We start from the raw sequence: 19,053 nt of genomic DNA on the forward strand, positions 1-19,053 counted from the left end.
GTCCCGCCCCGCCCCTCGTATCGTGAAGCCGCGGCCAGCGCCCACGGCGCCCGCGCCCCCCTTCGACAACGCAAAGGTGACCCTAGATGCCGTTCCCCTTCCCACGTCCGCACATGCTGCGCGCCGCCGTCGCCCTGGCCCTGCTGGGCGGCGCCCACGCCGCCTGGGCCGCCCCCGTCGCCGCCGTGCACGAAGCGGCCCAGGGCCAGAAGCAAGGCATGCTGGACACCATGCGCGACCTGGTCGGCATCGAATCGGGCAGCAAGGACGTCGAAGGCGTGGAACGCATCGCCGCCCTCATTGCCGACCGCCTCAAGACCCTGGGCGGCAAGGTCGACATCATCAAGCCGGCCGACATCTTCCGCCTGGACGACACGCCCGAACAGGTCGGCCCCATGGTCCACGCCGAATTCAAGGGCAGCGGCCAGAAGAAGATCATGTTGATCGCCCACATGGACACCGTCTACCGCAACGGCATGCTCCGCGACCAGCCCTTCCGCATCGACGGCGACCGCGCCTACGGCCTGGGCATCGCCGACGACAAGCATGGCGTGGCCACCATCCTGCATACCCTGGCCCTGCTGCAGAAGATCGGCTTCAAGGACTACGGCACCCTCACCGTACTGATCAACGGCGACGAGGAAATCAGCTCCCCCGGCGCCCGCGACACCATCACCCGCCTGGGCGCCGACCAGGACGCCGTCTTCTCCTTCGAAGGCGGCGGCGCCGAACCCCGCCTGACTCTGGCCACCAGCGGCATCGGCGCGGCCTACCTCAACGTGCAAGGCAAGACCTCGCACGCCGGCGCCCGTCCCGAAGGCGGCGTCAACGCCCTCTACGAACTGGCCCACCAGGTCCTGCAACTGAAAGACCTGTCCAAGCCCGAGGACGGCCTGAAACTGAACTGGACCGTCGCCCAGGCCGGCACCAACCGCAACGTCATCCCCGGCCAGGCCACCGCCCAGGCCGACGCCCGCGCCCTGAAGGTCTCCGACTTCGACGCCTTGTCCCGCACCCTGCAGGAGCGCGTGCAAAAGAAACTGCTGCCCGACTCCAAAGTCACCGTCAAGTTCGAAGTCCGCCGCCCGCCCCTGGAAGCCACCCCCGCCTCGCGCGCCCTCGCCGCCCACGGCGTCGCCATCTACAAAGAACTCGACCTGTCCATGAAAGTCGTCGACCGCGCCAGCGGCGGCGGCACCGACGCCGCCTTCGCCGCCCTCAAGGCCCGCGGCCCCGTCATCGAAGGCATGGGTCTGAGTGGCTTCGGCGCCCACTCCAACGACGCCGAGTACATCCAGATCAACTCCATCGTCCCCCGCCTCTACCTGGCCGCCCGCATGATCATGGACATCTCGCAAGACAAGGCCCCGCTGAAGTAGATCGTCCGCCCCCCACTGGTGCTTGCTTGCCTCAATCTGCAAGCAAGCACCAGCCCGCCGCAAGACAAAAGCCGCACGCGTCACAAACACTGCGCTCCGCCATAATCAGCAGCCCAAGCAATCAACTCGCCCCAACCGGCGGCGGTTAATCCGCCAACGCGAGCGGCGTCGGGGCGGTGGGGCCGGGCCGGGGCGTGAAAAGAACCCATCTCCCCCCAACACCCAAGAACCCAGCCTAAAAGAAGGAGTATCCTTGCAACCTACCTAAAAGACCCAACAAGCAACAAAAGAAATGACAGCAAAACTCCCCACCTGGCCCTATTCCCGTCATATCGCCCATCGCGGCGGCGGCCGCCTGGCGCCGGAGAACACCCTGGCCGCCATGCGCGTCGGCCATGACCACGGCTTCACCATCTTCGAATACGACGTCAAGCTCAGCAGCGACAACATCCTGGTCCTGATGCACGACGACGACGTCGACCGCACCTCCAATGGCCACGGCCCGGCCGCCGCCAAGACCTTCAGCGAACTCGCCCAACTCGACTTCGGCAGCTGGCACTCCGCCGCCTACGCAGGCGAACCCCTGCCCACCTTCGCCGCCGTCGCTCGCTACACCGTCGCCAACGGCATCGCCAGCAACGTCGAGATCAAGCCCTGCCCCGGCCGCGAAGCCGAGACCGGTGCCGCCGTCGCCCTGGCCGCCCGCGAACTCTGGAAAAACGCCACCGTGCCGCCGCTGCTGTCTTCGTTCGCCGAAGAAGCCCTGCAGGCCGCACGGGAAACCGCGCCCGAACTGCCGCGCGCCCTGCTCGTCGAAAAAGTGCCGGCCGACTGGCTCGACCGCCTGGTCAAGTACGACTGCGTCGCCCTGAACATCAACCAGAAAGACGCCACGCCCGAGCTGATCGATGCCGTGCATGCCGCCGGCTACCGCATCGCCGCCTGGACCGTCAACGACCCCGCCCGCGCCAAGCTGCTGCTGGACTGGGGCATCGACGGCATCTTCACCGACGAACTGGCCGCCATACCGCCGGCCGCTTCCGCTTAAGGCGCACGCCCCGTGTTCAGCTACCGTCACGCCTTCCACGCCGGCAACCACGCCGACGTGCTCAAGCACGCCATCCTGATCCACACCCTGGACTACTTCAACCGCAAGGACGCGCCCTACTGGGTCGTCGACACCCACGCCGGCGCCGGGCTCTACAGCCTGGACAGCGACTGGGCCGCCAAGACGTCCGAATTCGCCGACGGCATCGGCCGTCTGTGGGAACGCGACGACCTGCCGCCCCTCCTGGCCGACTACGTGGCCCGCATCCGCGCGTTCAACACCAACGGCCGCCTCAAGCGCTACCCCGGCTCGCCGTGGCTGACCCTGGACGCGCTGCGCCCGTCCGATCGCCTGCGCCTGTTCGAAATGCACCCCACCGAAATCGACGCGCTGGTGGTCAACCTGGAGCATCAGGGCCGCACCGCCCAGCGCCAGACCACCATCTACGGCGACGACGGCTTCGAAGGCGTCAAGGCCTTGTTGCCGCCGCCCACGCGCCGCGGCATGGTCCTGATCGACCCCTCGTACGAAGACAAGAACGACTACCGCCGCACGCTCGTCACCGTCAAGGAATGCATCAAGCGCTTCGCCACCGGCACCTTCGCCGTCTGGTACCCGCTGGTGCAGCGGCGCGAAGCCAGCGAAATGGCGCGCCACTTCGAGAACCTGAAGGTCAAGAGCTGGCTGCACGCCACCTTGACGGTCAAGAAGGCCACCATCGACGGCTACGGCCTGCACGGCAGCGGCATGTTCCTGGTCAACCCGCCCTGGACGCTGCACGATGCCCTGAAGCAGGCCATGCCCTACCTGGCCCGCGAACTGGGCCAGGACGACCGCGCCAGCTTCACGCTGCAATACCGCGAAAATCCGTTCCCCGTGCCCAAGAAGCAATCGGACGACTGACGCCTGCCTGCCCGCGCCGGTCCAACGGCCGGCTCCAGTGAATGAAAAAAGGGCTGCCTTGCGGGCAGCCCTTCTCGCTTTGAGCCGACGGCGATTACGCCGCGGCGTCTTCCGTTTCGACCTGGCGCAGCGCGTCCCGGGCGCGGACCAGCTTGGCCGCGGCGTCGCGCAGCGCCGTGCGCAGGCCTTCCTCGATCACCGGATGGTAGAACGGCATTTCCAGCATGCGCGCCACCGTCAGCTCCTGCTGCACGGCCCAGGCCAGCAGGTGGCCGATATGCTCGGCGCTCGGCCCCACCATTTCGGCGCCCAGAAAGCGGCCCGTCGCGATGTCCGCATATACGTGCAGCATGCCGCGGTTCTTCAGCATGACGCGCGAACGGCCCTGATCGCCGAAGTCCACCTCGCCCGTCACGAACGTGCCCGGCGTCAGGCGGCCGTGGCCCTGGCCCGCCAACGCGATCTGCGGATCCGAAAACACCACCGCCAACGGCGCGCGGCGCAAGCCTTGGCGCACCTCGGGGTAGCGGGCCGCGTTCTCGCCCGCGATGCGGCCTTCGTCGGCGGCCTCGTGCAACAGCGGCGCGTCGGCGTTGGCATCGCCGGCGATGAAGATGGCCGAATCGCCCGCCTGCATCGTTTCACGGTCAAACAGCGGCACGCCCTGCGCATTCAATTGCAGCGAGGTGTTCTCCAGCCCCAGGCCATCCACATTCGGACGGCGGCCGGTGGCCACCAGCGCGTAGTCGAAACGCTCGGTGCGCTCGCTGTTGTCCAGCGCCACGTAGCGCACTTCCACCTCGTCGCCCACACGCTGGGTTTCCAGCACCCGCGCGTCCGGATCCAGATAGAACTCGCGCTGGAAGATCTTGCGGGCGCTCAGGCGCACCTGCGGATCGCTGATGCCGCCCAGACTGCCGCTGACACCGAACACGCGCACGTCCACACCCAGCCGCGCCAGCGCCTGGCCCAGTTCCAGGCCGATCACGCCCGGGCCGAACACGGCCACGCGACGCGGCAGGTCGTTCCAGGCGAACACGTCGTCATTCAGCACCAGGCGATCACCCAGGCCACGGAACGGCGGCGGCACCGCCGGCCGGGAACCCGTTGCGATCACCACGCGCGAGGCGTGGATCTCGGTATGGTCGTCCACCCGCAGCACCGTGTCGGACACGAAGCGGGCGTAGCCACGGATCTTGTCCTCGGCCGGAATGTTCTCCACCCCGTCGAGCACAAAGCCCACAAAACGGTCACGTTCGCGCTTGACGCGATCCATCACTTCCACGCCATCCACGGTGATCTCGCCCTGCACGTGCACGCCGAAGGGCTCGGTATGCGCGGCGTTGTGGGCCGCTTCCGCGGCGGCGATCAGCAGCTTGGACGGCATGCAGCCGACGCGGGCGCAGGTGGTGCCGTAGGGGCCGCCTTCGATCAGCAGCGCGCGCTTGCCCGCGGCCTTCGCGGCGCGGTAGGCGGCCAGGCCGGCGGTGCCGGCGCCCAGAACGGCGATATCGGTGTGCAGAGTCTTCATCAATCAGGTCCCCCGGTTGTCACGTGGAGCAAAGGTTCAAAGGCGGATTCCGCCTTGTTGCGCACCCTCGGGACGAACGCCGTCCCGCCGCCTCGCAAAGAGGCCGCCAGAAGATGCGGAATAAGGGAAACCGGCACGCCGGAGCGCAAGGGCGGCCCGGCGGCGGGAAGCGGTGTCGGACCGCTACCCTGCCACCTATCAGGCGAAGTGCGCCTTCAGATCTTCCAGGCCACCGATCAACGCACCGTTGATGAACACCTGGGGAGCCGTGCCCTTGCCGGACACGGCGCCGATCACACGGCCGCGGACCTTGTTTTCCAGCGGGATTTCGATCGGGGCATAGCCCTTGCTATCCAGCAGCGCCTTGGCTTCCACGCAGAACGGGCAGCCCGGCTTGGAGAATACGACCACCTGGTCGGGCTTCTTGGCCGACGGGGCGAAGTGAGCCAGCATGGTATCGGCGTCCGACACTTCAAACGGGTCGCCTTCCTTTTCGGGCTCGATGAACATCTTCTGGACCACGCCGTCCTTGACCAGCATGGAATAGCGCCAGCTGCGCTTGCCGAAGCCCAGGTCGCTCTTGTCGACCAGCATGCCCATGCCTTCGGTGAATTCGCCGTTGCCGTCGGGCAGCAGCGTGATGTTGGCCGATTCCTGGTCCTTAGCCCATTCGTTCATGACGAAGGTGTCGTTCACGGACACGCAGACGATGCTGTCGACGCCGGCTTCGAAGAAGGCCGGGGCCAGTTCGTTGTAGCGCGGCAGATGAGTGGACGAGCAGGTCGGCGTGAACGCGCCAGGAAGCGAAAAAACCACGACCGTCTTGTTCTTGAACAGGTCGTCGGACGTGAGCTTTTTCCAGGTGTTGCCCTCGCGGACGGGGAACGTTACGTTGGGAACACGTTGGCCTTCACGGTTTTGCAGCATTCAATCTCTCCTTGGGTAGCGGGGTTTGTTTAACCACCATGGAAAGAATGATAAACGGCAGCTATCAATTATTCAAATTTAATAAATTTACTTGATTGATAGTTTTTGGCAATTACGAAATAACTGCCGCCAGATGTTATCTATCATACGCCTGGCGGCCATGTGGGCTCAGACCCGTTGCGGCTCGTAGCCGGCGTCGCGGATGGCGGCCTCGACCTTGTCGGCCTGATCGGTGCCGCTGATGGTGACGCGGTGGGTCGGCAGGTCCACGGCTACGGTGGCGCCCGGTGCCGCCGCATTGACCGCGCCGGTGATGGTCTTGACGCAGTGGCCGCAGGTCATGTCGAGGACTTGGAATTCGATGCTCATGCTGTTCTCCGTTGGAATCGGGGGTTGCCGCAACGCTTGTCGGTTGCGAGCTTGAACCCAGCTTAAACCTTCCCATTATAGGAAGGTCAAGCGTAGAATAATCCTTGACCTTCCCATTATGGGAAGGATGACACTGGGGCTTCCCTCCCAAAACGAGACTGCCATGAGCGTTGCCACCCCTGCCCCCTCCATCGAGCTGGAACTTGCCATCGGCGGCATGACTTGCGCGTCTTGCGTCAAGCGCGTGGAAAAGGCCCTGGCCCGCGTGCCGGGCGTGGCCCAGGCCCAGGTCAACCTGGCCACCGAGCGCGCCCTGGTCGCCTACGACCCGCAGGCCGCCCAACCGGACGCGCTGGTCGCAGCCGTGGTCAAGATGGGCTATGAGGCCCGTCCCATCGTGGCCCAGGACGACCACGCCGAACGCCAGTCCGAAGCCCGCGACGCCGAAGCGCGGCGCCTGCAGTATGCCTTTATCGCCGCGCTGGTGCTGACGCTGCCCGTCTTCGCGCTGGAAATGGGCTCGCACCTGATTCCCGCCATGCACCACTGGGTACTGGGCACCATCGGCCAGCAGAACAGTTGGCTACTGCAGTTCGTGCTGACCACGGCCGTGCTGGCCTGGCCGGGCCGCCATTTCTTCAGCAAGGGCCTGGTCGCCTTGTGGCGCCGCGCGCCGGAGATGAACTCGTTGGTGGCATTGGGTGCCGGCGCGGCCTGGGGCTATTCGGCGGTGGCGACCTTTGCGCCGCAGTGGCTGCCCGAGGCCGCGCGCAACGTCTATTTCGAAGCGGCGGCCGTCATCGTGACGCTGATCCTGCTGGGCCGCACGCTGGAAGCCCGCGCCAAGGGCAAGACCGGCGCCGCCATCAAGCGCCTGATCGGCCTGCAACCGCGTACCGCCCGCGTGATGCGCGACGGCCAGCCGCAGGACGTCGAGATCGAACAAGTCCGCCCGGGCGACATGGTGCTGGTGCGTCCCGGTGAAAAGATTCCCCTGGACGGAGAGATCATCGAAGGCAGCTCGTATGTCGACGAATCAATGCTGACGGGCGAGCCGGTGCCGGTCGAAAAGCAGCCCGGCATGCAAGCCACGGGCGGCACCCTGAACACGTCGGGCAGCTTCACGCTGCGCGTCACCCACACCGGCGCGGACACCATGCTGGCTCGCATCATCCGCATGGTCGAAGCCGCCCAGGGCGCGCGGCTGCCGATCCAGGCGCTGGTGGACCAGGTCACCGCATGGTTCGTGCCGGCCGTGATGGCGATGGCCCTGCTGACCTTCCTGACCTGGTTCTTCCTGGGACCGACGCCGGCCCTGTCGCACGCGCTGGTCAACGCCGTGGCCGTGCTGATCATCGCCTGCCCTTGCGCGATGGGCCTGGCCACGCCCACGTCCATCATGGTGGGCACGGGCCGGGCCGCCGAAATGGGCGTGCTGTTCCGCCAGGGCGACGCGCTGCAGACGCTGCGCGACGTCAATGTCGTCGCGTTCGACAAGACCGGCACGCTGACCCTGGGCAAGCCCACCTTGACCGAGCTTGAAGCCGCCGCCGGGTTCCGCGGCGAAGACGTGCTGCAATGGGTCGCGTCGGTGCAGGCCCGCTCCGAACACCCCATCGCGCTGGCCATCGTCGCCGCCGCCGCCGAGCGCAAGCTGGCGCTGCTGCCGGCGGAAGGCTTTGCGGCCATCACCGGCGCGGGCGTCGAGGCCTCGGTAGCCGGCAAGCGCGTGCTGGCTGGCGCCGACCGGCTGATGCGCGAGCGCGGCGTGAACGTCAGCGCCTTTGGCCAACGCGCCGAAAGCTGGGGCAACGAGGGCAAGACGCCCATCTATGTCGCCATCGACGGCCAGGCCGCCGCCATGATCGCCGTGACCGACCCCATCAAGCCGTCAGCCGTGGACGCCATTGCCGCGCTGCACGCGCAAGGCCTGAAGACCGCCATGATCACCGGCGACAACCGCCACACGGCCCAGGCCGTGGCGCGTCAGCTGGGCATCGATGAAGTGCGCGCCGAGGTCTTGCCCGACGGCAAGGTCGAGGCGATCACCGCGCTGCGCGCCGGCGGCCGCAAGGTGGCCTTCGTGGGCGACGGCATCAACGACGCCCCCGCGCTTGCGGCGGCCGATACCGGCATCGCCATCGGCACGGGCACCGACGTCGCCATCGAAGCCGCCTCGGTGGTGCTGATGGCCGACGATCTGCACGGCGTGCCCAACGCGATTGCGCTCAGCCGCGCCACGCTGGCCAACATCCGCCAGAACCTGTTCTGGGCCTTTGCCTACAACGCGGCGCTGATCCCGTTGGCGGCCGGGGCCCTGTACCCGTCGTTCGGCCTGTCGCTGTCGCCGATTTTCGCGGCCGGCGCCATGGCGCTGTCCAGCGTGTTCGTGCTGGGCAACGCGCTGCGACTGAAGACCTTCCGGCCGCGCGCCGCGCATTGAGCCCGCGCGCCCAACCATCCAGGAGACCCTGACATGAACATTGGACAAGCCGCGCAAGCCTCGGGCATCTCGGCCAAGATGATCCGCTACTACGAGAGCATCGGCCTGATCGGCCCGGCGCTGCGCAAGGACTCGGGCTACCGCGTCTACAGCGAGAACGACCTGCACACGCTGCGCTTCGTGCGCCGCGCGCGCGACCTGGGGTTCTCAGTAGAACAGATGAACGGGCTGCTGGCGCTATGGAAAGACCGCAGCCGCGCCAGCGCCGACGTCAAGCGCATCGCGCTGGAACACGTCGAGGAGTTGGAGCGCAAGGCCTGCGCCCTGCGCGACATGGCCGCCACGCTCAAGCACCTGGCCCAGCATTGCCACGGGGATGACCGGCCCGACTGTCCGATCCTGGAAAACCTGGGCGGCCCGCAGCAGGACGCGCGGGCGATACTGGCGGCGACGCACCAGGCCTGACCGCGGGACGCCGCAAAAGCGGACAAGGCGGCCTCGGGATCAATCCCGGGGCCGCCTTGTTGCATCAGTCCTGATTCTGCCCAGCAGCCTCGGCCTCGGCCGCAACCCGCGCATGGTAGGCGTCGGTGGCGGCCTGCTTGGCCACCTTCTTCTCGGCCGCGGCGGCGGCCTTTGCAGCTTCGGCCGCCATTGTCTCGGCGGCTTGCTGGATGGCGCGCAGACGCGCGTTTTCCTGCACTTGCAGGACCCCGGCGGCGTCCAGCGACTCGAACACGGCGATGGATTCCACGTGCCCGGTGTGCGGGAACATGTTGATGACGCCAGCGCTCTTGAGCAGGTAACCGCCCTCGTGCACCAGGATCGACGCGTCGCGCGCCAGCGTGGCCGGGTTACAGGACACGTAGACGATGCGGCGCGGCCGCTCTTCGGGCGTCAACTGCGCCAGCGCCTGCGACACGGCATGGGCGCCTTCGCGCGGCGGATCGATCAGCATGCGGTCGAAAAAGCCCAGGCTGCGCAGCCAGTGCGCGTCGACCTCGAACAGGTTCAGGGTCGAGAAACGGGTGCGATCACCCAGTCCGTGGCGGGCAGCCGCCTCGAACGCGCGGTCGGTCAGCGCCTTGCTGCCTTCCACGCCCACGGCTTCGCGAGCCTGCGTGGCCAGCGGCAGCGTGAAGTTGCCCAGGCCACAGAACAGGTCGGCGACGCGGTCGGTCGGCTGCACTTCCAGCAGCTTGAGCGCGCGCGACACCATCGCGCGGTTGATGGCGTGGTTGACCTGCGTGAAATCGGTGGGCCGATACGGCATGCGCAGGCCGAATTCAGGCATCGTGTAGGTCAGCGCGTCGCGGTGTTCGGGCACCAGCGGATGCACCGTCTCGGGCCCCTTGGGCTGCAGCCACCATTGCACGGCGTGCTTGTCGGCAAAGGCCCGCAGCACGGCGATATCGTTGTCGTTCAGCGGCACCAGGTGGCGCAGCACCAGCGCGGTGACGCCGTCGCCCAGCGACACTTCGATCTGCGGCAGGCGGTCGGGCGCGGACATCGACGCGACCATGGCGCGCAGCGGCATCAGCAGGTCGCTGACGTGGCGCGGCAGCACATGGCATTCGCGCATGTCGGCCACGTAGCTACTCTTGCGCTCGTGAAAGCCCACCAGCACGCCGCCTTTTTTCGGCACCACGCGCACCGACAGGCGCGCGCGATAGCGGTAGCCCCAGGTCGGGCCTTGCAGCGGCGGCAGGATGCGCGACGGACGCAGCTTGCCAACGTGCCAGAAGGTGTCTTCGAGCGAGCGTTGCTTGATCGCCACCTGGGTGCTGGGCTCCAGGTGCTGCATGGCACAGCCGCCACAGACGCCGAAGTGGGGGCAACGCGGCACGACCCGCTGCGACGAAGGCCGCAGCACTTCGTCGACGCGCGCGATCTCATAGGACGGCTTGCGGCGCACGGTGACGGTCGTGACCCGCTCGCCCGGCAAGGCGCCTTCCACGAATATGACTTTGCCATCGCGGCGGGCAATGCCCCGGGCTTCCAGATCCAGGGATTCGATACTCAAAACGTCAGACATCTCACGCAGTCCAGATTTACACGCAACCCGGCATTGTAAAAGGATTCAGGCCGTCTGCCGAAGCGGAGTCCGGGCAGCCTGCCCACGCAACGCCGCAGCCGCGGCCAGCGCCGCCGCTGCCCCGGCCAGCGGCAGGTAGGCCAGCCCCCCGGCGGCGATCACCAGGCTGCCCAGCGCCCCGCCCAGGGCGGTGCCCAGATTGAACGAGGCGATGTTCAACCCCGCCGCGGCGGCCGTGGATGCGGGCACGTAGCGCTGCGCCAGTTTCAGCAGCCTCAGGGTCAGCAGCGTGACGATGGCGAAAAAGCACAACCCCAGCGCGCCGGCCAGCAGCGCCACGGCGGCCGGGGAATGCCCCAGCGCGTATAGCGCGACCAGGTTCAGCGCCAGCGCGGCCAGCGCCCACTGTGCGCTGCGATCGGGCGCGGCGGCATCGGCCAGCCAGCCGCCCAGCAGGTTGCCGCCGATCGTGCACACGCCGAACAACAGCATGGCCAGGCTGAGCCAGCGGATATCCGCCCCCGCCCCTTGCAGCAGAAAGGGCGAGATGAACGTGAAAAACGAAAAGGTCGCCACGCTGACCAGCGCGCCGACACCGGCCGTCATCAGCAGTTGCGGATGGGCCAGCGCCCGCAAGGCCGCACGCGCCCCGGCGCCGTGTCCAGCGGCGGGATGCGCCGGCATCAATGCCAGCAGCCCGCCCGCGCCCAGCAGGCCCAATGCCCCCATCGCCAGGAACACCGCGCGCCACGACCAGACGCTGCCTAGATAAGTGCCCAGGGGCACGCCGACGGCCAGCGCCAGCGTCAAGCCCAGCCACACCACCGACAGCGCCCTGCCCGCCCGCGCCGGCCCGGCCAGACGGGTGGCGGCGTCCGAGGCCACCGCCATGAACACGCCGTGCGCCAGGCCGACCGCGAAGCGCATCGCCAGCAGGCCGGCCAGCGTGGACGACAGGCTGATGACGACGCTGCCCGCCGTCAGCGCGGCCATGGCCAGGCTCAACGTGCGGCGGTCTTGCCAGCGGGCGGCCAGCGCGGTCAGGAAAGGCGCGCCCAGGGCCGCGCCGAAGGCATAGGCGGCGATGGCCGTGCCCACGGCCTCGACGCGGGCATGCAGATCGTCCGCCATGGCCGACACCAGGCCGGCGACGACGAATTCGGACAGGCCGAACGCGAAGGTGCAAAGAGAGAAAACATAGACGGCGACAGGCATGGCGGATCCAGGGTGCAAACCCGGTGATGAACAATGCCTGCCAGCTTAGGGAGCGTGGCAATATCCGTAAAATATCTTATTTATCATCGAATAAGACCTCACATGTCTTATTCATGACCTGGCGCCGGAATGCGGCCCACGGCCTGCCCGTGGCACGGCATGGCATCGCGGATCGCCTCGATGAAGCGATCCCGCACCGGCGAGGCGCGGGCATGGTTCCAACCCATCAACAGATCCACGTGCAGCAGGTTCGCCGGCGCATCGGCCGCGAGGGGCCGGAACACGATGTCGTCCCGCCCGGGCTGCGCCAACGAGGCCGGCAGCAATGCGATGCCGAAACCCGCGGCGACCAGGGCCACCAGCGTCTGCAACTGGCGGCCCTGCTGCACCACCCGCGGCGCAAATCCCGCCGTCTGGCAAAGCTGCACCAGCTGATCGTGAAAGCCTTGCCCCAGCGCCCGGGGCGATGCCACGAAGGCCTCGCCGGCCAGGGCGGTCAGCGCGACCTCGGACTGCGCGGCCATAGGATGCCCGGCCGGCAAGGCCACCGCGATGGGTTCCCGCAGAATCGTCTGCAAGCTGAGGTCCAGCGTGGTGGTGCCCGGGGTGCGCAGGAAACCGACATCGGCCGCGCCGCGCTCCAGCGCCGCGACCTGCTCGCGCGTGGAAGCCTCGCGCAAGGTGAACGCCACCGCCGGCGCGGCCGCGCGAAAGTCTCGCAAGGCCCGCAGCAATGCCTGGTACGGCGTAACGTTGATGAAGGTCAGTGTCAGATGACCTTCCATGCCCTGGGACACTCGACGCGTATGCGCCACGCCCTCTTCCAGCGACACCAGTGTGCGCCGCGCCGTGTCCAGGAAGGCGGCGCCGGCGGGCGTCAACGCCACGCTGCGGTTGTTGCGTTCAAACAGGGGCGCCCCCACTTCGGCTTCCAGCCGGCGGATCGCCTGGCTCAACGGCGGCTGGGCCATGTGCAGCCGTTCGGCCGCGCGGTTGAAGTGCAGTTCTTCGGCCACCGCGATGAATTGGCGCAGCAAGCGGGTTTCGATCATTGAGATGGCCGGCGTCTTATTGGGAGTCTGACAGTATATTTTTTATCCGCCCGCCATAAAAAAAGGGGACTTGCCGGAGACAGCCCAGCAGGCAGTCTCCATCAAGCCCCCCAAAGCCGGCGCCGGTCAGGGCGCCGCCACGGATAGCGTAGAAATCAGAACGAGCGCGAGACCGAGAACACCGCGCCCAGGCGGCCCGACGGATGGCCGTACTTGGTGGGCAGCCAGTTGTCCTTACTGGCGCCGACCGCGGCCAGGCCCAGCACCCAGCCCTTCAGGTCCTTGGTGACGCCCACCTTGTAGTCGACGTAGCCGCTAATGGAATCACCGTCCATGTTCACCTGGTTCTTCAGCTTCTGATAGCCGACGTGGCCCACCAGGCCCCAGCCGTCGCCCAGGTCGAAATTGGCGGTGCCGTCCAGGTACCAGGTGCCCTTGCTGTCGGGCGTGCTGAAAAAGTCGCTGGGCGTGTACGAGTACTTGAGGGTGTAGTTGCCGTAGGTGCCGGCCAGATACAGGTCGGTGTTGTTGTAGTTGCCGCCCTTGGGCGAACTGGAGCCCGGATAGTAGTAATGCAGCACGCCGGCATCCAGCGTGAAGCCGCCGCCCACGTCGCCCTTCCAACCGCCGTAAAAGTCCATTTCCAGGTTGCCGTCGGTGAAGACGAAGTTGGAAACGTTCGAGTTCCAGTTGCCCAGGTAGAAGCCGGAGCTGTGGGTCAGGTCGATGCCCAGTTGCGCGGCGGGCCGGAAGTCGGTTTGCGAGTAACCGCGGAAACGGTAGTCGCTGGCGATCGTGGCATTGCCGCTAAGGGAGAAACCGCCGCCCAGGTCAGTGGGTTCGGCCTGCGTCGTCGCAGCGAAACAAGCGGCAAGCACAGCGGGCAAGGCTAGCAACGTCTTCTTCATGGTGCGGTGTCCTGATCGGATTTAACGAGGAGGAGGACGGCCGGAGGCGCATCCGTCGGACCGGTCTTGCAACGGCGAGTAACCGGCTCCCTTTCCATCAAGCAAGGTCCGTGCCAGGTTTCAATCGCGTGTCGGAGGGCTGGCGGCCCGCTGAATGCGCACGCCGGCCGCACCATGGCGGTGCGTGGCGCCGTGGACGCAGGCGGCGGCGCATCAAAATGGGGATTGCGCACCAGTACGGGTCAGCCACGCCCTGGCGCGCAAACGAAAAACCCCAGCCTGCGCAAGCGGGCTGGGGTTGGAGCCACCGCGCGGCATCCGCGCGGGGTTGAAGGGGCGTGGCTGACCGCGCTTAATTGGCGGCAGGCGGCGCCGGCGGGGGCACCGCACCCGGAGCAGCGGGTGCACCCGGGCCCTTGCCATGGCGGCCTTCCATCTTGGCGTGACGCTCCTGCATCTTCGCCTGGCGTTCCTTGACCAGTTGGGTCACCTGGGCGCGCTGGGCATCGTTCAGGCTGTCCCACACGGCCAGCCATTGGCCGCGCACCTGCTTGGCTTGCGAACCGAACTGGTCGCGGGACTTATCGGATTGGTCGACCAGCGCATGCGGGTCCAGCTTGCCGGCGTCCAGTTGCGCCTTCAGCAGATCGTGGCGTTGACCGCCGGAAGCGCGCATGGCGTCGCGCAGGCCGCGTTGGCCTTCCTGCGCGGTCTTGAGCAGGGCTTGTTGCTTGTCGTCCAGCTTTAGCTGATCGACCTGCGCCTTGGACACGGGACCCAGGCCAGGGATCCACAGGCCGTCGCGCATGCCTTTGTGGAAACCGCCGCCATGCTGGCCGTCGTGCATCGCGGCGGGGCCGCCGTCGGCGGTGGGAGCCGCCATGGCAGTGCCGGCCAGCAAACCGCCGGAAGCGGCGACCATGGCCAGGGCAGCCAAGTTGGAGCGGATAGCGAATCGGGACATGTAGGTCTCCTGAAAGTGAAGAAAGCGAGGCCATTGTGCGATTCGCCCGGTTTCATCCGGGTTTCGCCTGCGCAAGCTATGTTTCAGTCGATTGCGGCTGTCCAGACGTGCAAACGGAGCCCGAGGGCTCCGCACTTTGCATTCCATGCCACGCGTGGTTCAGCTGGCGTCCCACGCAGTCAGGTATTCCTTCCAATGGGGCGCATCGCTGGCCGACAGCGTGTCGCGCACCAGCGCGATTTCGGCGTCGTAGGCGGTACGGTCGAGCTCGCCGCGCAGAAAACGAAAGCGGCAATACACCAGCCAGGTGTTGACCACGTCGGTCTCGCAATAGGCGCGGACCTCGTCGGCGCGGCCCGTGCTCCAGGCTTCCCAGACCTTGCTGCCGTCCATGCCCAGCTTGCCGGGAAAGCCGCAGAGCTTGGCCAATTCGTCCAGCGGCGCATTGGCGCGGCCGTTGTACTTGGCCAGCACGTCCATCAGGTCCAGGTGGCGATTGTGATAGCGCGAGATGTAGTTGTTGAACTTGAAATCGCGGTCTTCTTCGCCCATGTCCCAATAGCGTGGCGCGGGCACGCCCTGGATCAGGCTGCGGTAGTGCAGCACCGGCAGGTCAAAGCCCGAACCGTTCCAGCTGACCAGCTTGGGCGTGTAGCGTTCGATGGTCTTGAAAAAGCCCGCCAGCAAGGCGGCTTCGGGATCGTCCGGCTGGCCCAGCGTCTTGACGCGAAAGCCCTGGTCGTCGCGAAACACGCAGCCCACCACCGCGACCTTGTGCAGGTGCAGCGGCAGGAAGTCGTGGCCGACGGCTTCGCGGCGGGCCGTCAGCGCGCGTTCGACGACTTCGTGGTCGGGCACGTCGGCGCCCCAGCCATTGAGCTTGCGCAGGCCATCCGCGTCGGGGATGGTCTCGAGGTCGAAAACCAGGGTGGGCGTCATTTGGCGGGCAGGTACTGCATCGGATCCACGGGCGTGCCTTGGCGGCGGATCTCGAAATGCAGACGCGGCGACGTGGTGTCGCTTTGGCCGATTTCGGCGATCTTGGCACCGCGCTTGACGTCCTGGCCGGTCTTCACAAGCAGCGTGCGGTTGTGCGCATACGCCGTGATGAAACCGTTCTGGTGGTTCACGATGATCAGGTTGCCCAGGCCACGCACGCCATTGCCGCTATACATGACCTTGCCGTCTGCCGCGGCGTTGACCGGGTCGCCCAACGCGCCGGCGATGTCGATGCCCTTGCTGTTGTTGTTGAAGCCTTGCATGATCTGGCCGCCGGCCGGCCACGCCCAGTTGATGACGCCGGCATCAGCCGCGCGCGTGGCGGGCTTGGTGTCTACCGGCGGGGGCGTGGTGGTCGGCGGCGGCAACGATGCCACGGCCGTGCCCGATGTGTCGGCCGGCTGGTCCAGCGGGCGCGGCTGCGCCTTGGCGCTGGCGATGGGCGCGGGTTGCGTCACGCCGCCCGAACCGCCGGACATCTTCAGTACCTGTCCCACCGAAATCTGGTTGGGGTCGCTGAGGTTGTTCCAGCGCTTGACGTTCTCGACATCCACGTTGTTGGCGCGGGCGATCTTGTAGAGCGTGTCACCCGGCTTGACGACATAGCTGCCGCCGGGTTGCGCCGAAGCCGATGGCTGTCCGCCGGTCATGTCGACCACCGGGGCGCGAGTGCCTTTTGATGCGCAGCCGGCCAGGATGGCCAGGCTGAGGACGCCGGCCACGAAAACCGGGCGGCGCAGGCGCGTCATGGACACGCCCATGGTCAGATCGGTCAGTTGCAACTGCCCGTTGAGCATACGTTTCTCCTGTTTGCTCAAGATTGTATTCCGGCCCGTAGCGGCACAAAGCGCACGGCCTCTAATTCAGTACGTTTCCAGCTGGCCGCGCCGGTGCGCTCGATGAGCACCAGGCGCTGATTCGAGCCCCCTTCGGGAGCGATCAGACGGCCACCCGGGGCGAGCTGCGAAAGCAGCGCTTGCGGGATGGCCAGGCCGGCGGCAGCCACAACGATAGCATCGAACGGCGCCACGCCGGGCAGGCCCAGCATGCCATCGCCGTAGATCAGGCGAATGCGCGTGGTCAGCCGCAAGGCGCGCAGATGCTCGCGCGCCAGCTCGTACAGTCCGCGGATGCGTTCGATCGAATGCACCTCGCGCACGAACTGCGCCAGCACCGCGGCCTGGTAGCCGCAACCGGCGCCGACTTCCAGCACGCGGGTGGGCGTGCGGTCTTCGCAGACGGCGGCGATCATGCGCGCCACCACCCAAGGTTGCGAAATGGTTTGCGAATGGCCGATGGGCAGCGCCGCGTCTTCGTAGGCGCGGCTGGCCAGCGCCTCGTCGACGAACAGGTGGCGGGGCACCGCGGCCATGGCATTGAGCACGCGCTCGTCGGTCGCGCCCTGGCTGCGCAGGCGTTGCACCATGGCCTGGCGCAGGCGGTCGGAGTTCAGGCCCAGGTTGCCGCCGGCGGCGGGCGCGGGCGTCTTGGCCTGGCTCTGCAAGGTAGCGGCAGAAATGCGGGTATTGCTGTTGGCCGGCGTGACGCCGGGGCTCAGCCGGCCAGAGTCGTAGCGGGCCGGGCTGGGCCGCCCGGGCACCGCCTGCGAGACGTCCGGCTGGCTTATGCGTCGACGCATAGCGGCTCCGCCCAAGTCCGGATCTCGTCGAGCTGGCTGTGCTGGGTCAGGTCCAGCCGCAGCGGTGTGACCGACACCATGCCCTGCGCGACCGCATGGAAATCGGTGCCGGGCGCGGCGTCGGCCGCCTGCCCCACCGGCCCGATCCAGTAGACCGGATCGCCGTAAGGAGTGGTGGTGCGCACCACCGGCTGCGACGGATGGCGCTTGCCCAGCCGCGTGACCTGGAAGCCATGCATGTCGTCGAAGCGGCGGCTGGGAATGTTGACGTTGAGAAGCACCGGCGCGGCCAGCGGCTGGGCCAGGTGGCGCTCGACCACCAGGCGCGCGGCGCGGGCGGCCGATTCGAGGTGCTCCCAGCCCTTTTCGGCCAGCGAGAAGGCGATGGACGGGATGCCGAACAGATAGCCTTCGCTGGCCGCGGCCACGGTGCCCGAATAGAGCGTGTCGTCGCCCATGTTGGCGCCGTTGTTGATGCCGGACACAACCAGGTCGGGACGCGTGTCCATCAGCCCGGTCAGGGCGACGTGGACGCAGTCGGAGGGGGTGCCGTTGACGGCGATGAAGCCGTTGGACGCGGTGCGCACTGACAGCGGGCGGTTCAACGTCAGGGAGTTGGACGCGCCGCTGTGGTTGGTCTCGGGCGCGACGACGGTCAGCTCGCCCAGGCCCTGCAGCGCCGCGACGAGCGCCTCGAGGCCGGGGGCCGAATAACCATCATCGTTCGAAACCAGAATTCGCATTGTGCATCCGAAAGAAAGAAAAACGCGGGTGAACCGGCTGGATTGTACCGTCCGCCGGGGTCTCCCGGATGGCCGCGCGCCAATCTGTCCCGGATTGGCCACTCGATAACCCGTAGCCGGTCCGACTTGCCGCCGAGGTAGAATCCGCAGCCATCAAGATCCACAACAACACAACGACAACGGACCTCCTACCCCTATGGCGATCACCGAACCCTCCCTGGCGTTCACCGCGGCGCTCACCCTGCTGGCCTACCTGATCGGCTCCGTGCCGTTCGCCGTGGTAGTCAGCAAGCTCATGGGGCTGCAGGACCCCCGCAGCTACGGGTCGAAGAACCCCGGCGCCACCAATGTGCTGCGCACCGGCAACAAGACGGCCGCCGCGCTGACCTTGCTGGGCGACGCCGCCAAGGGATGGTTCGCGGTGTGGCTGGCCGAGCAACTGGCGCCCGGCATCGCCTCGTGGTCGCTGGCGGCGGTGGTGGTGGCGGCCTTCCTGGGCCATCTGTACCCGATTTTCCTAGGCTTCAAGGGCGGCAAGGGCGTGGCCACCGCGCTGGGCGTGCTGGTGGCGATCCAGCCCTGGCTGGCGGTCGCCACCGCCGCCACATGGCTCATCATCGCAGTGTTTTTCCGCTATTCGTCCCTGGCTTCGCTGGTGGCCGCCTTTTTTGCCCCGGTCTATTACGTGTTCGGCTCGGGCATGGCCTGGTATGCCCAGCCCGCCCTGGGCGTGGCGCTGGCGGTCATTGGCGTGATGCTGTTCTACCGCCATCGCGCCAACATCACGCGCCTGGTGCAAGGCACGGAAAGCCGCATCGGCGGCGGCAAGAAGAAGTAATTCCCTGCCGGCAGTCATTCCCGGCCGGCCGGCGGCCGGGCGCCCCTCGCCCGGCCGGAG

The 19,053-nt window shown here is 67.2% G+C and carries 18 protein-coding genes; 6 read left to right on the forward strand and 12 right to left on the reverse strand.

All coding sequences use genetic code 11. The annotated features are described in order from the left end of the window. The first annotated feature begins 86 nt into the window (after positions 1–86). The 3 genes from A9974_RS01360 to A9974_RS01370 all read left to right on the forward strand — a co-directional run bounded on the left by A9974_RS01360 (position 87) and on the right by A9974_RS01370 (position 3,330). Positions 87–1,379 (forward strand): M20/M25/M40 family metallo-hydrolase, encoded by a 1,293-nt coding sequence (locus A9974_RS01360; RefSeq protein WP_183002403.1) that lies wholly within the window; start codon positions 87–89, stop codon positions 1,377–1,379. Between the two features lie 292 nt (positions 1,380–1,671). Then, positions 1,672–2,427: a glycerophosphodiester phosphodiesterase gene (ugpQ, locus tag A9974_RS01365; protein ID WP_183002404.1), complete on the forward strand. Its 756-nt coding sequence runs from the start codon at positions 1,672–1,674 to the stop codon at positions 2,425–2,427. A gap of 12 nt (positions 2,428–2,439) precedes the next feature. After that, positions 2,440–3,330, forward strand: coding sequence for a 23S rRNA (adenine(2030)-N(6))-methyltransferase RlmJ (locus A9974_RS01370; RefSeq protein WP_183002405.1), 891 nt, complete (start codon positions 2,440–2,442; stop codon positions 3,328–3,330). A gap of 94 nt (positions 3,331–3,424) precedes the next feature. Here A9974_RS01370 and A9974_RS01375 read toward each other — a convergent pair whose 3' ends face one another. The 3 genes from A9974_RS01375 to A9974_RS01385 all read right to left on the reverse strand — a co-directional run bounded on the left by A9974_RS01375 (position 3,425) and on the right by A9974_RS01385 (position 6,157). Further along, positions 3,425–4,861: a dihydrolipoyl dehydrogenase gene (locus A9974_RS01375; protein ID WP_183002406.1), complete on the reverse strand. Its 1,437-nt coding sequence runs from the start codon at positions 4,859–4,861 to the stop codon at positions 3,425–3,427. A gap of 198 nt (positions 4,862–5,059) precedes the next feature. Continuing rightward, a complete protein-coding gene (locus A9974_RS01380) occupies positions 5,060–5,788 on the reverse strand; it encodes a glutathione peroxidase (RefSeq protein WP_025136439.1) in 729 nt (242 codons plus the stop codon). Between the two features lie 168 nt (positions 5,789–5,956). Continuing rightward, positions 5,957–6,157: a heavy-metal-associated domain-containing protein gene (locus tag A9974_RS01385; protein ID WP_183002407.1), complete on the reverse strand. Its 201-nt coding sequence runs from the start codon at positions 6,155–6,157 to the stop codon at positions 5,957–5,959. Between the two features lie 163 nt (positions 6,158–6,320). Between A9974_RS01385 and A9974_RS01390 the strand changes: the two genes are divergently transcribed. Then, positions 6,321–8,600 carry a heavy metal translocating P-type ATPase gene (locus A9974_RS01390; protein WP_183002408.1) on the forward strand — a complete coding sequence of 760 codons (2,280 nt, stop codon included), beginning with the start codon at positions 6,321–6,323 and terminating at the stop codon, positions 8,598–8,600. Positions 8,601–8,633: 33 nt separating this feature from the next. Then, complete coding sequence (gene cueR, locus A9974_RS01395) at positions 8,634–9,065, forward strand: Cu(I)-responsive transcriptional regulator (protein ID WP_183002409.1); 432 nt, start codon at positions 8,634–8,636, stop codon at positions 9,063–9,065. Positions 9,066–9,129: 64 nt separating this feature from the next. Here cueR and rlmD read toward each other — a convergent pair whose 3' ends face one another. The 9 genes from rlmD to surE form a co-directional block, all read right to left on the reverse strand. Beyond that, a complete protein-coding gene (rlmD, locus tag A9974_RS01400) occupies positions 9,130–10,635 on the reverse strand; it encodes a 23S rRNA (uracil(1939)-C(5))-methyltransferase RlmD (protein ID WP_183002410.1) in 1,506 nt (501 codons plus the stop codon). 45 nt (positions 10,636–10,680) lie between these two features. Continuing rightward, complete coding sequence (locus A9974_RS01405) at positions 10,681–11,850, reverse strand: MFS transporter (RefSeq protein WP_183002411.1); 1,170 nt, start codon at positions 11,848–11,850, stop codon at positions 10,681–10,683. Between the two features lie 107 nt (positions 11,851–11,957). Continuing rightward, a complete protein-coding gene (locus A9974_RS01410; protein WP_183002412.1) occupies positions 11,958–12,902 on the reverse strand; it encodes a LysR substrate-binding domain-containing protein in 945 nt (314 codons plus the stop codon). A gap of 155 nt (positions 12,903–13,057) precedes the next feature. Continuing rightward, complete coding sequence (locus tag A9974_RS01415) at positions 13,058–13,810, reverse strand: TorF family putative porin (protein ID WP_183002413.1); 753 nt, start codon at positions 13,808–13,810, stop codon at positions 13,058–13,060. Positions 13,811–14,162: 352 nt separating this feature from the next. Next, positions 14,163–14,774 carry a hypothetical protein gene (locus A9974_RS01420; RefSeq protein WP_183002414.1) on the reverse strand — a complete coding sequence of 204 codons (612 nt, stop codon included), beginning with the start codon at positions 14,772–14,774 and terminating at the stop codon, positions 14,163–14,165. Between the two features lie 159 nt (positions 14,775–14,933). Then, a complete protein-coding gene (locus tag A9974_RS01425) occupies positions 14,934–15,713 on the reverse strand; it encodes a 3'-5' exonuclease (protein ID WP_183002415.1) in 780 nt (259 codons plus the stop codon). Continuing rightward, a complete protein-coding gene (locus A9974_RS01430; protein ID WP_183002416.1) occupies positions 15,710–16,570 on the reverse strand; it encodes a peptidoglycan DD-metalloendopeptidase family protein in 861 nt (286 codons plus the stop codon). The genes A9974_RS01425 and A9974_RS01430 overlap by 4 nt, the downstream gene beginning before the upstream one ends. 17 nt (positions 16,571–16,587) lie before the next feature. Beyond that, positions 16,588–17,412 carry a protein-L-isoaspartate(D-aspartate) O-methyltransferase gene (locus tag A9974_RS01435; protein WP_255467961.1) on the reverse strand — a complete coding sequence of 275 codons (825 nt, stop codon included), beginning with the start codon at positions 17,410–17,412 and terminating at the stop codon, positions 16,588–16,590. Further along, positions 17,397–18,155: a 5'/3'-nucleotidase SurE gene (surE, locus tag A9974_RS01440; protein WP_183002417.1), complete on the reverse strand. Its 759-nt coding sequence runs from the start codon at positions 18,153–18,155 to the stop codon at positions 17,397–17,399. The genes A9974_RS01435 and surE overlap by 16 nt, the downstream gene beginning before the upstream one ends. Before the next feature lie 196 nt (positions 18,156–18,351). Here surE and plsY point away from each other — a divergent pair, with 196 nt between their 5' ends. Beyond that, positions 18,352–18,993 (forward strand): glycerol-3-phosphate 1-O-acyltransferase PlsY, encoded by a 642-nt coding sequence (gene plsY / locus A9974_RS01445; protein ID WP_183002418.1) that lies wholly within the window; start codon positions 18,352–18,354, stop codon positions 18,991–18,993. Positions 18,994–19,053: the final 60 nt, after the last annotated feature.

The organism is Achromobacter sp. UMC71 (genome assembly GCF_014170305.1).
Lineage (GTDB): Bacteria > Pseudomonadota > Gammaproteobacteria > Burkholderiales > Burkholderiaceae_B > Achromobacter.